The organism is Sphingomonas sp. CFBP 13706 (assembly GCF_014842355.1).
Lineage (GTDB): Bacteria > Pseudomonadota > Alphaproteobacteria > Sphingomonadales > Sphingomonadaceae > Sphingomonas > Sphingomonas aerolata.
The window spans coordinates 361541-377046 of record NZ_JACYVM010000001.1 but is presented as its reverse complement, the minus strand read 5'-3'; the positions used below and the strand labels follow the sequence as shown (position 1 = coordinate 377046).

9 protein-coding genes and 1 tRNA gene are annotated in these 15506 nt (G+C 67.4%); 7 read left to right on the top strand and 3 right to left on the bottom strand.

Translation table 11 applies throughout. The annotated features are described in order from the left end of the window. Positions 1-89: 89 nt before the first annotated feature. Positions 90-179, bottom strand: a tRNA-Ser gene (locus IFS44_RS01715). A 37-nt stretch (positions 180-216) separates the two neighbouring features. On the opposite strand from IFS44_RS01715, the gene IFS44_RS01710 reads away from it, so the two are divergent. Both IFS44_RS01710 and IFS44_RS01705 read left to right on the top strand, forming a co-directional pair. After that, the gene (locus tag IFS44_RS01710) at positions 217-594 is read left to right on the top strand and encodes a hypothetical protein (RefSeq protein ID WP_236559017.1); all 378 of its coding nucleotides are present in this window, start codon (positions 217-219) and stop codon (positions 592-594) included. A gap of 83 nt (positions 595-677) precedes the next feature. Then, positions 678-1475, top strand: a complete 798-nt coding sequence (locus IFS44_RS01705) for a glucose 1-dehydrogenase (protein ID WP_031441113.1) — start codon at positions 678-680, stop codon at positions 1473-1475. Between the two features lie 45 nt (positions 1476-1520). On the opposite strand, the gene IFS44_RS01700 is transcribed toward IFS44_RS01705, so the two are convergent. Continuing rightward, a complete protein-coding gene (locus IFS44_RS01700; RefSeq protein WP_159510897.1) occupies positions 1521-2624 on the bottom strand; it encodes an NADH:flavin oxidoreductase/NADH oxidase in 1104 nt (367 codons plus the stop codon). A gap of 199 nt (positions 2625-2823) precedes the next feature. After that, on the bottom strand, positions 2824-5250 hold the full coding sequence (locus tag IFS44_RS01695; protein WP_192097260.1) for a TonB-dependent receptor: 2427 nt from the start codon (positions 5248-5250) through the stop codon (positions 2824-2826). Between the two features lie 166 nt (positions 5251-5416). Between IFS44_RS01695 and IFS44_RS01690 the strand changes: the two genes are divergently transcribed. The 5 genes from IFS44_RS01690 to treY all read left to right on the top strand — a co-directional run bounded on the left by IFS44_RS01690 (position 5417) and on the right by treY (position 15476). Further along, positions 5417-7090 carry an alkaline phosphatase D family protein gene (locus IFS44_RS01690; protein WP_192097259.1) on the top strand — a complete coding sequence of 558 codons (1674 nt, stop codon included), beginning with the start codon at positions 5417-5419 and terminating at the stop codon, positions 7088-7090. Positions 7091-7274: 184 nt separating this feature from the next. After that, entirely contained in the window at positions 7275-9377 is a 2103-nt protein-coding gene (gene glgX / locus IFS44_RS01685) for a glycogen debranching protein GlgX (RefSeq protein WP_192097258.1), read from the top strand. Then, a complete protein-coding gene (gene treZ, locus IFS44_RS01680; protein WP_192097257.1) occupies positions 9374-11083 on the top strand; it encodes a malto-oligosyltrehalose trehalohydrolase in 1710 nt (569 codons plus the stop codon). Before glgX ends, treZ begins: the two co-directional genes overlap by 4 nt. Beyond that, positions 11080-13062, top strand: coding sequence for a 4-alpha-glucanotransferase (gene malQ, locus IFS44_RS01675; protein ID WP_192097256.1), 1983 nt, complete (start codon positions 11080-11082; stop codon positions 13060-13062). Before treZ ends, malQ begins: the two co-directional genes overlap by 4 nt. After that, complete coding sequence (gene treY, locus IFS44_RS01670; RefSeq protein ID WP_192097255.1) at positions 13059-15476, top strand: malto-oligosyltrehalose synthase; 2418 nt, start codon at positions 13059-13061, stop codon at positions 15474-15476. Before malQ ends, treY begins: the two co-directional genes overlap by 4 nt. Positions 15477-15506: the final 30 nt, after the last annotated feature.

Here is a 15506-nt window from a genome sequence, read left to right as displayed (position 1 = left end):
CGGTTCGGTTCTCCGGGGATGCGAACGCGCCGGAGACGTGGCCTTGGGCGCTGTCATTAGCCTAAGCGAGGCAAGCTGAGACGACGCTTTGGCGGAAGAGGTGGGATTCGAACCCACGGTAGAGTTACCCCTACGCTGGTTTTCAAGACCAGTTCCTTAAACCACTCGGACACTCTTCCGCACCGTATCCGCACCGCCGCGATGGCGGAGGGGCGCGTGCGACCGGCATCTAGGTCGGGGTGGAGCGTTGCGCAACTCTTTCGCACGGAGGGGGCCGACCGTTCGACATGGCTTGCCACGATCGCACGGCTCGGGCAGCGCTGCGTCATGGATCTCGACGCGATGCTCACCCATTATTTCGGCACGACCGATCTCGATACGCTGGATACGATCGCCATCGATGACGGTCTCGAGCGCGTCCGGATCGCGTTCGGGACCGAGCGCGAGACCGGCCGGCGGTTTGCGCTGTGGGCCGTGCTGGCGACGCTCGGCGATGCGCCCGACCCTCGTGACGCGTTCAAGACCGCGACCGAGCAACAGGCTGCGCAGGCCTATGTGCGCGCGCTGCGGACGGCGGACACGCTGGACGACTAGCCCCCCCGTGGGGGCAGACGGATAGCTTTGGCAAGGCGGGCGTTGGGGACGCAACTCCCGACAGTCTAGCGAAAGCGAGCCCCATGCACATCGATCTCTCCGGACAGACCGCTATCGTCACCGGTGCAAGCTCCGGCCTCGGACGCGCCGCCGCGCTGCTCTTCGCGCAGGCCGGCGCGCGCGTCGCGGTCAATTACAACAGCAATCGCGAGGCGGCGGACGACGTGGTCGCGCGGATCGTGGCGGGCGGGGGCAAGGCGTTTGCCTGTCAGGCCGATACCGCGGACGAGGATGCCGTCCTCCGGCTGTTCGACGAGACCGTGTCGCGGTTCGGCGGCGTCGACGTCGTGTTCGCCAATGCCGGCATGCAGAAGGACGCGGGCTATGCGGACATGACGCTGGCCGACTGGAGTCGCGTCATCGACGTCAACCTGACGGGCCAGTTCCTCGTTTCGCGCGAGGCGGTACGCCGGTTCCGCGCGCAGGGTGATCGCGGCTTTGGCCGGGCGATCGGCAAGATCCTGTTCATGAGTTCGGTGCACGAGACGATCCCCTGGGCGGGGCATGCAAACTATGCCGCGTCGAAGGGCGGCAGCGGGATGCTGATGCGCACGCTGGCACAGGAGGTGGCGCAGGAGCGGATCCGGGTCAATGCGCTGGCGCCCGGCGCGATCGCGACCGACATCAACGCCGATGCGACCAAGGGCGATGCCGCCGACGCACTGCTCGAACTGATCCCCTATGGACGGATCGGCGAGCCCGACGATGTCGCGCGTGCGGCGCTGTTCTTGGTGTCCGATGCTGCGGACTATATCATCGGATCGACGCTGACCGTCGACGGCGGGATGAGCCTGTATCCGGGTTTTCGCGACAACGGCTGACCGCGGACGGAGCCCTGCCGCGACCCTCGAGGGTCGCGGCTCGTATCAGGCCTGGAACAGGTCTTTGTATTGGCGTGGCTGTGAGCGGAGATACTGGTTGGGCGCCTTCACATGGCCGCCGAGATGTGCGGCGGCATGCCACGGCCAGCGTGGATCGTAGAGAAGGGTCCGGGCTAGCGCGACGAGATCGGCGTCACCGGTACCGATGATCGCCTCGGCCTGTTCATAGTCGGTGATCAGCCCGACCGCGACGACGGGGATGCCGACCGCCTGCTTGACCTGACGCGCCAGCGGGACCTGATAGCTCGGCCCGACGGGGATCTGCTGGTCCGGGCTGAGGCCACCGCTCGAGACGTGGATCGCATCGCACCCGCGAGCCTCGAGCGCCTTTGCGAAGGCGACGGTCTGTTCACCGTCCCAGCCACCCTCGACCCAGTCGGTGCCAGATACGCGCATCGTCACCGGGCGATCCGCCGGGAAGGCGGCGCGGACCGCGTCGTACACTTCGAGCGGGAAGCGCATCCGGTTCTCGAGGCTGCCGCCATAATCGTCGTCGCGATGGTTGGCCAAGGGCGAGAGGAACTGGTGGAGCAGATAGCCGTGCGCGGCGTGCAGCTGGATCGCATCGATCCCGAGCCGTCCCGCGCGCGTCGCCGCGGCGGCAAACGCGTCGCGCAGTCGAGCCAGCCCCTCGCGATCGAGCGCCGTCGGCAGCGTATCGTCGGGCAGGAAAGCGGCCGGGGAGGGGGCTTCGGTCTGCCATCCCTTGTCGGCGCCCGGCGCGATCTGCCCGCCGCCCTTCCAGGGCACCTCGCACGACGCCTTGCGTCCGGCATGCGACAGCTGGATGCCGATCGGCATGTCCGACCAGCGCCGCACGCTCTCGAGTGTCCGCGCGATCGCCGCTTCGCTCGCATCGTCATACAGCCCGACATCGCCGTAGGTGATCCGCCCCTCGGGCGTCACCGCGGCGGCTTCGAGCATCATCAGGGCCGCCCCCGACAGCGCGAGATGCCCGAGATGGATCAGGTGCCAGTCGGTCATGCAGCCGTCGACCGCCGAATATTGGCACATCGGCGCGATGACGATCCGGTTGGCGAGATCGAGCTTGCCGACCTTGAACGGCGTGAAGAGCTGCGGACCGCTCATGCGGAAACGGCCGTAGCGATGGGGATGGCGCGCATCGTGAGAACCTCGTGCGATGGGGAATGCGCGTCAACGCACCGGGCCGGGATAGGAGCCGGCGGACGAGTGCCGGGCGCGCCAACTTGCAGCCGCCCGACTGGTCTTTGCGGATGGTCCCCGCCGTCCCGGCGCGTGCCGGAACGACAGGGTGGGACAGGGCTGTTTAGAACTTGGCGCCGAGCTCGACGCCGTAGAAGCGCGGTTCGCCGGCGATATAGGTGGGGATGCCGAAGCCGCCGCCCGTGTTGCCCGCGTCGATCAGGTAGCGCTTGTTGGTCAGGTTGCGCGCAAAGCCGCCGACGCGGTAGCGCCCGTCCGCGAGCTCGATACCCGCACGCAGGTTGACCAGCGTGTAGCCGCGCTGGCTGATCGCGGCGCTGTTGGGCAGTTCGAAGAACACCTTCGACCGGTAGTTGGCGCTCGGCGTCGCATAGAAGACCGCGCCGCCGACGGGCAGCCGGAGCGTCGCGCCGCCCGAGGCCGTGGTGCTCGGCTGGAGGCGGAAGCGGTTGCCGGCAAAGGTGCCCGCAGGCTGGTCCGCGATCCCGCCGTCGAGATAGGCGAAGGTCCCGAACACCGACAGATACTGGCCAAGCGCAAGATTGCCCTCGAGCTCGACGCCGACATTCTTTGCCGAGCCCGCGCTGCGCGTGACCGCGACGACCGCACCATTGGCGGGATTGACCTCGTTCACCGAGACCTGGAACCCGTCATAGGTCTGATAGAAGACGGATGCCGCGCCGGTGAACGGACCGACGCGCCCCTTGATACCGCCTTCGTAGTTCCAGACATTTTCCTCAGGCACGATCTGAAGATTGGGGCGTACGCCGTTGACGGCGTTGAGTGCCGCCAACTGGACGACCGGCGAGCGCCGGCCCTTGCTGATCGTGCCGTAGAGGCTGACATCGTCGTCGAGCTTCAACAGCGCGTTGAACCGCGGAAGGATCGCGGCGAAGCTCTGGTCCGCCTCGAACTTCACGCCATTGGTGTTCGCGGTCCCGAGCAGGCTGGTGCGGACGCCCAGCGCGGCGAGAATCTGCGAATTGGGCTGGATCGACGAATAGCCCGACTGACGATCCTCGATCAGGATGCGTGCGCCGGCGGTCAGCTCGAGCGCCGGGATCGGGATATAGGTCGCATCGGCGAACACCGAATAGGTGTCGTTGTTGCCGTAATTGGTGAACTCGGACGAATAGGGGATCTGCGTCGAACGGCCGCCGGTGAGGATCGCGGTGGCGCGGGTCGCCGCCGGGATCGTGCCGTTGGCGGCGACACAGCCCGGGCCGGTCGGGATCCCCGCGCCGTTCAGCGCGGTACGGAACTGCTGATAGGCCGTGGCGATCGAGCAAGCGATATAGGTGCCCTCCTCGGTCGAGAAGGGGACGCGCTGCGACCCGTTCTCGAAGAAGGCGTTCCACCCGAACGACGCGCGATATTTCGGGCCGTCGAACGCGAAGCGGCTCTCATGGCTCCACTGGTCGCCCTTCGCATCCTCGGCGAATTCGAGATACCAGGCCGGGCCGCCATCCGCGTCGAATATTTCGAGCGCGTCGAAGCGGCGATAGCCGTTGACGGTGGTGAAGGTGATGCCGGGCGACAGATCGACCGACACCGTCAGGTTGGCGTCGTAGACGTTGCGGTCGAGACCGAGCTTGCGCGCACCGAGCGCCTCGGCGCTGAACGGCGAACCCGAGAGCTCGGCATTGCCGTAATCGCCGGTCTGGCCGCCGGTCGGGGCATGCGAGCGGCTCTTGAATGCGGTGCCGGGATTGCGCTGACCGTCATAGGTCAGGACGAGGTCGGCGGTGACCGCATCGTTCGGCCGGAAGCGCAGCGAGCCGCGGATGCCGCGCTGGTCCTGACCGTTCAGATCGTCCTGATCGACCTTGCCCTGGTTCTGGTTGGGGATGTTCGCATCACCGGCGATGTTGCGGACATAGCCGTCGCGATATTTATAGGCGAAGGCGAGGCGCCCCGACAGCACGTCGTTGCCGGCGTTGATAAAGCCCGACACCTGCGTCCTGTTGTAATTACCATAGGAGCCGGTGATCGCACCCGAGGTGCCGGGCTGCGGCTTGGCGGAGATGAGGTTGATGGCGCCAACCGCGGCGGCGGTGCCGAACAGCGTCGCCTGCGGGCCCTTCACGACCTCGATCCGCTCGAGATCATAGAGGTCCTGATAGGCGCCGCGCGAGCGGCTGATGTCGACGCCGTTATAATAGAGCGTCACGCGCGCACCCTGCTGCGACGAGCCATTGTCCGAGGTGATGCCGCGGATCACGAAGCCGGGGTTGTTCGCGCTCTGCTCCTGGATCTGCAGGCCGGGAATATAGGCTGCGACTTCGGACAGCGAGTTGACGCCGATATCCGCCATCTTCGCGCCGGTGAGCGCGGTGACGGTCAGCGGCACGTCCTCGATCCGCTGTTCGCGCTTCTGCGCGGTCACGACGATGTCCTCGCCGCCCGTCACGTCGGCGCGGGCGGCTGGGCCGGTCGCCGGATCGGGTGCGACGATCGCCTGGGCAAGCGCACCCGTCGAACAGGATGCAGCAAGCGCGGCCAGAGCCAGGCGCGTAGAAATGGTCGTCATGAAGTCCCCCGATTGTCAGTGAGCGAGCACCTAGGGCGGGGTCGTTACGGTTCCGCGTCGGATACATGACCCGCGCGTGACGGCCTGTCATCGCGGCGTAACACCGTCGCAACGTGACTGACGCCGAGCGCCCCTAGCAGGCGGCATCACCGCAAAAGGCACTGTTATGACGATCAATCGCCGCGACGCCCTCACGCTCTTCGGCTCAGGCTCTGCGCTCGCACTTCCCGGCCTCGCCGCGGCGGCGCGCCCGAACGGCAGCGCGGGGGCAGCGCGCTTCGACCACGGCGTCGCGAGCGGCGATCCCTCGGCGGACGGCGCGATCCTGTGGACGCGTGCTACCCCGCAGGATCCGCAACAGGCGGGCGATATCGCGCTGACCTGGCATGTCGCATTGCGCGAGGGCGACACGCCCCTCCGTTCGGGCCGTATCGCGGCGCGTGCCGCGCGCGACTTCACCGCCAAGGTCGCGGTGACGGGGCTGAAGCCCGGAACCGAGTATCGCTACTGGTTCGAAACTGCGGCGGGCACGCGCTCACCCGTCGGCCGGGTCCGCACGCTGCCCCGCGGCGCGGTTGCGGATGTCGTCATGGGCGTGGTGTCGTGCCAGCTCTACCCCGGCGGGTTCTTCAACGCCTATGCTTCGATCGCCAAACTCGACCGGCTCGACGCGGTGCTGCATCTCGGCGACTACATCTATGAATATGCCATCGACGGCTATGGCGGCGACATCGGCAAGAAGATCGGCCGGCTGGTCGAGCCTGCGCATGAGATCGTGACGCTCGCAGACTATCGGATGCGTCACGCGCAGGTGAAGCGCGACGCCGACATGCAGGCGGCGCATGCCCGGGCGGCGTTCATCTGCGTGTGGGACGATCACGAGGTCGCCAATGACGACTGGATCGGTGGCGCCGAGAACCATGACCCGGCGACCGAGGGCGACTGGAAGGCGCGCAAGGCCGCGTCGATGCAGGCCTATTTCGAATGGATGCCGATCCGCGACCCGAAGCCCGGCGAGCCGTGGGAAGCGATCAACCGCAGCTTCGAGTTCGGCGATCTCGCGACGCTGGTGATGGTCGAGACGCGGCTGCTTGCGCGGAGCAAGCAGGTCGCGGCGAAGGGCGAGGCGATTGCGCCTGACGAATATGCCCCGATGATGGCGGAGCGCGCGCAGACGGGTCGCGAAATGCTGGGCGCACCGCAGCTCGCCTGGATCGAGCGGACGATGGCGGCGTCGGTCACGGCGGGCAAGCCGTGGCAGGTACTCGGCAACCAGGTGGTGATGGCGCGCGTCGCCGGCCCCGATCTCGAGAAGCAGCTCGGCCCCGATCGCTTCGCCGCGATGATGGCGCGGCTCCCAGAGAAATGGCGCACCGCGCTGATGGCGAGCATGGCATCCTATCGCGCGGGCCTGCCGTTCAACTTCGACAGCTGGGACGGCTATCCCGCAGCACGCGAGCGGCTTTATGCCGCGTTCAAGCGGTCGGGGTCGCGACCGGTCGTGCTGTCGGGGGATAGCCATGCCGGCTGGGCGAACGATTTGCACGATGCATCGGGGAAGCTCGTCGCGGTCGAATTCGGTGCGACCGCGATCACCAGCCCGTCCTATGGCTCGCTGATCCCGGGGATCGGGACGCTGATCGCCGACGCCAATGACGAGGTCCGCTTTTGCGATCAGGATCGCAAGGGGTTCATCGTCCTGACGCTGACGCCGGACCATGCCACCGCAGACTTCAAAACGGTATCGACCGTTGTTGCCAAGTCGTTTGAGGAGGCGAGCGTCGCGCGGTTCCGCGCCTCGGCCGCAGCCCCGGAAGCGAAACTCGAGCAGCTTGGATAACGGCGGCGACGCACCGGGTGACGCCGATCGGCGTCACCCGCTTTGCACGAGACCGCCGATAATTTCTCGTCGACAGGGAAAAGAAACCGAACCGGGAACATTGCCGAACGCAGGCGGGTTTTCGCCCTGACACGCCGCCGCGCTGCTAGAATGGTGGAGGTTGGCGTCAATCTGGGGGCTCGCTTTGCATCTTCTGCCTGATACGCTCGAGGCCGGTTCGGCCTATCCGCTCGGCGCCACGTTCGACGGGCTCGGGGTCAATTTCGCGGTCTATTCGGCCAATGCCGAGAAGATCGAGCTGTGCGTCTATGACGACAGCGGCCGCCGTGAACTGAAGCGCTACGTCCTGCCCGAATGGACCGACGAGGTGTGGCACGGCTATCTCCCCGATGCGCAGCCGGGGCTGTCCTATGGCTATCGCGCCTATGGCCGGTACGCACCCGAAGAGGGTCACCGGTTCAATCCTAACAAGCTGCTGCTCGATCCCTATGCCAAGGCGATGACGGGCGAGTTGCGCTGGACCGACGCGATGTACGGCTATCAGGTCAAGTCGGCGCGCGAGGATCTGAGCTTCGATCGGCGCGACAATGCGCTGACCATGCCCAAGGGTGTCGTGACCGACAGCCATTTCGACTGGTCGCGGGACGTCCGCCCCAACACGCCCTGGTCCGAGACGGTGATCTACGAGGCGCACGTCAAGGGCCTGACCAAGCTGTTCGACGAGGTGCAGCCCTCCGAACGCGGGACCTTCGCCGCGCTCGGCAATCCCAAGGTCATCGATCATCTAAAGCGGCTCGGCGTGACCGCGCTCGAGCTGCTGCCGATCCAGAGCTATACGCAGGACCGGTTCCTACAGGAGAAGGGGCTCCGGAATTACTGGGGGTACAACACCCTCAACTTCTTTACGCCCGAACGCTCCTTCTTCGCGACTGACAGTCACAACGAACTGCGCCGGTCGATCCGCCGTCTTCATGCGGCGGGGATCGAGGTCATTCTCGACGTCGTCTACAATCACACGTGCGAAGGGTCCGAGCAGGGGCCGACATTGTCGTGGCGCGGGCTCGACAATGCGAGCTATTACCGGCTGGTCAAGGATCAGCCGCGCTTCTCGATCAACGACACGGGGACCGGCAACACGCTGAACCTGACCAAGGCGCGGGTGATCCAGATGGTGGCGGATTCGCTGCGCTACTGGGCGACGAGCTTCGGGATCGACGGGTTCCGTTTCGATCTCGGGCTGACGCTGGGGCGGACCGATACCGGCTTCGATCCGGGCGCCGGCTTCTTCGACGTGCTGCGCCAGGATCCGGTGCTGGGCCGGCTCAAGCTGATCACCGAGCCCTGGGATATCGGCCCGGGCGGCTATCAGCTCGGCAATTTCCCCCCGGGCTTTGCCGAATGGAACGACAAATACCGCGACACCGTCCGCAAGTTCTGGCGGGGTGACCATGCGCAACGCGCGGATCTGGCGGCGCGCCTCACCGGGTCGGCGGATCTGTTCGATCGCCGTGCGCGGCGCCCTTGGGCGAGCGTCAATCTGCTCGGTGCACATGACGGCTACACGCTCGCCGACACGACCGCCTATGAAGAGCGCCACAACGAGGCGAATGGCGAGGACAATCGCGACGGCCATTCGAACAACTGCTCGCGCAACTGGGGTGTCGAGGGACCGACCGACGATCCCGCGATCGCGGAGACGCGCAAGCGGGTCGCGCGGTCGATGCTGACGACGCTGTTCGCCTCGCTCGGCACGCCGATGCTGGTCGCGGGCGACGAGTTCGGGCGGACGCAGGGCGGCAACAACAACGCCTATTGCCAGGATAACGAGATCAGCTGGCTCGACTGGACACAGGCGAAGACCCCCGAGGGCGAAGCGCTGATCGACTTCACCGCGCGCTTGGCCGCGCTCCGCCGCGACTATCCGATGCTTCGCGCGGGCAATTTCCTCTACGGCGAGGATACCCCGGCGGAGGGTCTGAAAGACATCGAATGGTGGGACGAGCGCGGCGTCCAGCTGTCGCCCGAGGACTGGGAAAACACCAATGGTCGTGCGCTGACGATGCGCCGTGCAGCGCTGTGCGAGGATGGCAAAATCCAGGTCGTGTCGTTGCTGCTGAACGCGTCGGAGGGGCCGCTGACCTTCACCATGCCACCGCCCTCCGAGGTCGAGCGTATGGTCCTGGTCGACAGCGCCAAGCCCGAGCAGCCGCCGATGCCGATCACCGACAGCTATGACCTCGCACCGCAGGGTGCGGCGCTGCTGTCCTGGACGATGGATCCGGCATGAGCGTTTGGGGCGCGACGCCGGCGAACGGCGGCACGACGTTCCGGCTCTGGGCGCCCGATTCCGACCAGGTGACGCTGGAGATCGACGGGGCTGCGCCGACGTCGATGGACGGGCAGGCCGACGGATGGTTCTCTACGACCGCCGATGTCGGGGCAGGGGCGCGCTATCGCTTCCGGATCGGCGAGGATCTGGTCGTTCCCGACCCCGCGTCGCGCCAGCAATCGGGCGGTGTGCATGGCTGGAGCGTCACCGTCGATCCCGTTGCGTATCGCTGGCAATCGACCGACTGGCGCGGGCGGCGCTGGGAGGAGCTGGTGATCATGGAGGTCCATGCCGGCACCATGGGTGGTTTCGCCGGGATCACCGCACGCCTGCCCGAGATCGCCGCGCTCGGCGTGACCGCGATCGAGCTGATGCCGGTCGCGGCGTTCGGCGGCACGCGCAATTGGGGCTATGACGGCGTCCTGCCCTATGCCGTCGCTGAGAGCTACGGCACGCCCGACGATCTGCGGGCGATGGTCGACGCGGCGCACGCGCTGGGCGTCGCGGTGCTGCTCGATGTCGTCTATAATCACTTCGGACCCGACGGGAATTATCTCGGCGCCTATGCTGGATCGTTCTTTCACAAGGACGTCGATACGCCTTGGGGCGGGGCGGTGGCGGTCGATGTCGAGCCCGTCGCCCGATATTTCATCGACAACGCCCTGATGTGGCTCACCGACTACCGGATCGACGGTCTCCGTTTCGACGCCGTCCACGCGATCGACAATGACCGGTTCCTCGATGCGATGGCGGCTGAGATCCGCGCGACGGTGACCGACCGGCCGGTCCACCTCGTCCTCGAGAACGAGCGCAACGACGCCGATCGGCTGCGGCCCGGCGGCTATGACGCGCAGTGGAACGACGACTTCCACAATGTCCTTCACGTGCTGCTGACGGGCGAGACCAGCGCCTATTACGCCGACTTCGCCGATCGGCCGGCGGAGCGTCTCGCGCGGTGCTTGGGTGAAGGGTTCATCTATCAGGGGGAGGGGTCGTCCAACCATGACGGCCGGACGCGCGGGACGCCGAGCGCGCACCTCCCCCCGACCGCGTTCGTGTCGTTTCTCCAGAACCACGACCAGATCGGCAACCGGGCGCTTGGCGAGCGGCTGACGTTGCTCACCGATCACGCGCGGCTGCGTGCCGCGACCGCATTGCTGCTGCTCTGTCCGCAGATCCCGCTGCTGTTCATGGGGGACGAGACGGGGAGCGAGACGCCGTTCCTGTTCTTCACCGACTTCCATGACGAACTCGCCGATGCGGTTCGCGATGGGCGGCGCCGGGAATTCGCGAAGTTTGCCGCGTTCGCCGACGAATCCGCCCGCGCCGCGATCCCCGATCCGAATGCGCGCGCGACCTTCGAAGCTTCGGTCGCCGAACCCGGTCCCGACGCCGATGCGTGGCGCGATCTTTATCGTACGCTGATCGCAGTCCGGCAGCGCGCGATCATACCGCGCTTGTCCGGCACGCGCGCAATGGGCGCCGAGGCGATCGGGCCGGCGGCGGTCGTCGCGCGCTGGACGCTGGGCGACGGCGCGGTGCTCACGATCGCGCTCAATCTCGGCGAGGATCCGGTCGCGTTTCCGCAGGCATCTGGCGAGATGCTGTTCGCGCAGAGCGATGCGGGGCAGCGCGCTAGCGTCGCCGTGTGGCTGGCGGCATGAGTCTGCTCCACGACCTCGCCGCCGCCGCTGGTTTGCAGCCCCGATGGCAGGATGCCGGCGGGCGCGCGCAGACCGTGGCCGACGAGGCGTTGCAAGCTATCCTAAGCGCGCTCGGGCTTCCCGCCGACAGCGAGGCGGCGATACGCGCGAGCCTCGTCATCGCGCGCGCGGCGCGAGCCGAACCCCCGTCGTTCGTGTCGGCAGACGTCGGTGCGCGGGTGTCGATCGGGGCAGGCGATGGTCCTGCGGTTCTGACGTTGGAGGACGGGGCGTCGCGTGCCGTGACGATCGTCGACGGGCAGCTGTCGGGCGTCACGGAGCCGGGATACCACATGCTCACGGTCGACAGCCGGGACATCCGCCTCGCGATCGCGCCACCGCGCTGCGTCACGATCGCGGACGTCAAGGCAGGACGCCGTCTCTGGGGCCCGGCGGTACAGATCCCGGCGTTGCGCGACGGCCGGGCCGCCGAGTTCGGCGACTTCGGCACGCTTGCGGACACGGTGCGCGCGTTCGCGACGCGCGGTGCCGATGCGGTGGCGATCAGCCCGACACATGCGCTGTTCCCGGCCGATGCGACCCGCTTCAGCCCCTATGCCCCGTCGAGCCGCCAGTTCCTCAACGTCATGCTCGCCGATCCGTCCATGATAGCCGGCGATGCGCCAGCGGACGCAGGGTCGCCGCCCGCGCTGATCGACTGGGCGGGCGCGATCCCAGATCGCCTCGCCGCGCTACGTCGACAGTTCGACACGTTGCGGGACACCGTACGGGCCAAGGTCGAGGCGTTCGCGGCAAGGGGCGGTAGTGACCTGCGTTTCCACGCCGCTTTCGATGCGCTTCACGCACATTTTTTTGCGCAGTCTGGTGCCCGGGGATGGCAGGACTGGCCCGCCGCCTATCAGGATCCCGATGGCGCCGCGGTCGCCGCGTTCATGACGGAGCAGCGCGATACGTGCGACTTCTACGTCTTTCTCCAGTGGCTGGCGGATGCGGGGCTCGAACGGGCGCAGCACACGGCACTTGATGGCGGCATGGCAGTCGGTCTGGTCGCGGATCTGGCGGTCGGCACGGATCCGGGCGGCAGCCATGCGTGGCGGCGGCGGGGTGATCTGCTGAACGGCCTGTCGATCGGTGCGCCACCCGACCCGCTGGGGCCCGACGGGCAGGCCTGGGGCATCACCGGCTTCGATCCGCGCGCGCTTGTGGCAAATGGCTTCGCCCCGTTCATCGCGACGATCCGCGCGGGTCTGGCGCATGCCGGCGGGCTTCGCATCGATCACGCCTTTGGCCTGCGCCGGCTATGGGTGGTGCCGGACGGCGCGTCGGCGGCGGATGGGGCGTATCTCGACATGCCGTTTGCGGACATGATGCGGATCATCGCGATCGAATCGCACCGCGCGCGTGCGATCGTCATCGGCGAGGATCTGGGGACCGTACCCGAAGGGTTTCGCGCGGCGATGGACGCACGGGCGATGCTGGGGATGCGCGTGCTCTGGTTCGAGCGCGACGGCGACGGTGATTTCATTCCCCCGGACTCCTGGTCGGTCGATGCGGTCGCGATGAGCGGGACGCATGATCTGGCGACGATCGCGGGCTGGTGGCAGGGGCGTGATATCGCCTGGAACTGGGCCCTTGGCCGGACAAGCGAGGCGGCGGACGAGGCGGCCGACCATGCCGCCCGCGCCGAAGATCGGTCCCGTCTGTGGACCGCGCTCGGTGCGCCGGGGCCACAGCCCGAGCCGAGCAACACCGCGCCGGTCGTCGACGCCGCGCTGGCGCATGTCGCACGGACGCCATGCGGTCTGGCGATCTTCCCGCTCGAGGACCTCGTCGGTCTCGTCGAGCAGCCCAATCTTCCCGGCACGACCGATGAACACCCCAATTGGCGGAGACGCATGCCAGACACCACCGACGCGCTCCTCGCGCGCCCCGACACTGCCGCACGCATCGCCCTGATCGAAACGGCGCGCGCATCATGACGCCACGTGCGACCTACCGGATGCAGTTCCACAAGGACTTCACCTTCGCGGACGCCGAGGCGCAGGTGCCCTATCTCGCCGCGCTCGGAATCAGCCATCTCTACGCATCGCCGATCGCGACGGCACGGTCCGGATCGACGCACGGCTATGACGTCGTCGATCCGACCCGGATCAATCCCGAACTGGGTGGCGAGGCGGGGTTTCGCCGGCTCGTCGACCGGTTGAAGGCGCACGGGATGGGCATGATCGTCGACATCGTTCCCAATCACATGGGTGTGGCGGGCGGCGAGAATGGCTGGTGGAACGACGTCCTCGCGAATGGTGCGTCGAGCCATTATGCGCAATTCTTCGACATCGACTGGCGCGAACCCGTCCTGCTGCCGATCCTGGGCGATCCGGTGTCGGTGGCGATCGCGCAGGGTGTGCTCGGCGTCGAATTGGTCGACGATGTGCCGATGCTCGTCGCCTATGGCGAACACGGTCTGCCGCTCCGCCCCGAGGATCACGCGACCGCGGCGAGCGACGACCTGACCGCGTTGCTCGATCGGCAGCATTACCGGCTGGCATCGTGGCGCACCGCAAACGACGATCTCAATTGGCGGCGGTTTTTCACGATCAACGATCTCGCCGGACTGCGCGCGGAAGATCCCGCGGTCTTCGAGGCGAGCCACCGCCTGTATCTTGACCTCTATGCCGAGGGGCTGATCGACGGTGTCCGGGTCGATCATGTCGACGGACTGACCGACCCCGCAGGCTATTGTCGAACGCTGCGCGCGCACTTCGATGCGATCACGCCAGCTGGCGCGGATCTGGCCTATATCGTCGTCGAGAAGATCCTGGCAGAGGGCGAACCGCTCGCCACCGATTGGGGGATCGACGGTACCAGCGGGTACGACTTCATGGCGCAAGTCACCGCGCTGTTGCATGACGAGGACGGCGCCGCACCGCTCGCCAAGCTCTGGGCGGATATCAGCGGGCGGTCGGCCGCGTTCGAGCCCGAGGATCTGCGCGCGCGTCAGGACATGCTGTCCTGGCAATTCGAGGGGCAGCTTGGCCGATGCGTTGCGGCGTTCGTCGTGCTGGCACGGTCGACGCCGCAAGGCGACGGGCTGACGGCGGGGATGATCCGGCGGGCGGTCGAGCGGATGCTCTGGGTCTTCCCGGTCTATCGCACCTATGGCACCGGCATCGCGTCACCCGCCGCCGACACGCCAATCCGAGAGATGGTGCGCGAGCGGGTCGCGACGCATCTGGCGCCCGGCGAAGGACCGGTCGTCGACCTGATCCTCGACTGGCTGGCCGGCAAAGGGCCGGGCGACCCGGATCTCGCCGCGGCGGCGGTGAGGCGGTTCCAGCAACTCTCGGCACCGATCGTGGCGAAGGCCGTCGAGGACACCGCCTTCTACCGCTATGGCCGGTTGCTGTCGCGCAACGACGTCGGGTTCGACCCCGCCGCATTCGCGCTGCCCATCGAGGCGTTTCATGCCGCGATGGCGGAGCGTGCCGCCCGTTGGCCGCGTGCGATGCTGGCGTCGGCGACGCATGATCACAAGCGTGGCGAGGACGTCCGTGCACGTCTCGCGGTGCTGAGCGAGATCCCGGTGCGCTGGCGTGAGACCGTGACGGGCTGGGTCGCCGCGGCGGCCGCTATCGACGACGCGGTCGATGCAGGCGACGCCTATATGCTGCTGCAGACGCTGTTCGGCGCGTGGCCCGAGGGGCTCCAGATCGATGAACGCGCAGGGCTTGCCGCCTATGCCGAGCGCATCGTCGGGTGGCAGGAAAAGTCGTTGCGCGAGGCCAAGCTGCGGTCGTCCTGGGAGGCGCCCGACGAGGCCTATGAGGACCGCTGTCACGTACTCGCCCGCGCCTTGCTCGACCCGGATCGTTCCGCGCGGTTTCTGCGCGAGCTGCATGACCTTGTCGAAGCGACCGCGGCGGCGGCGCAGGCGAATGCGCTTGTTCAGACGGCGCTGCGTTACACCGTGCCGGGGGTTCCCGATCTGTATCAGGGCACCGAGCTGGCGGATCTCAGCCTGGTCGATCCGGATAACCGCCGGCCGGTGGATTATGCCTGCCGCGCGCGCCTGCTCGAGCACGATGCGCCTGCAAAGCTCGCGCTGATCGCCCGCCTGCTCGCGACCCGGGCGGCCTCACCCGAAATCTTCGCCCAAGGCGACTACGCCCCTCTCGACGTGACCGGACCGCGTGCCGCGCATGTCCTCGCCTTCGAGCGCCGCGCGAATGGGCAGACGTTGCGGGTCGCGGTCGCGCTACGCTGCGCGGCGGAACTGCTCGATCAGTCGGGGGCGGCGGTTCCTGCGGCTTGGTGGGGTGAAACGCGGCTCGCCACTGGCGAGCGCGCAGCCGACCTTTTCGTGGACGGACCAGTCTTCGTCGCGGTGAGCAACTGATCCGGAGAGCGTCCCGCACAGGGCGGGACG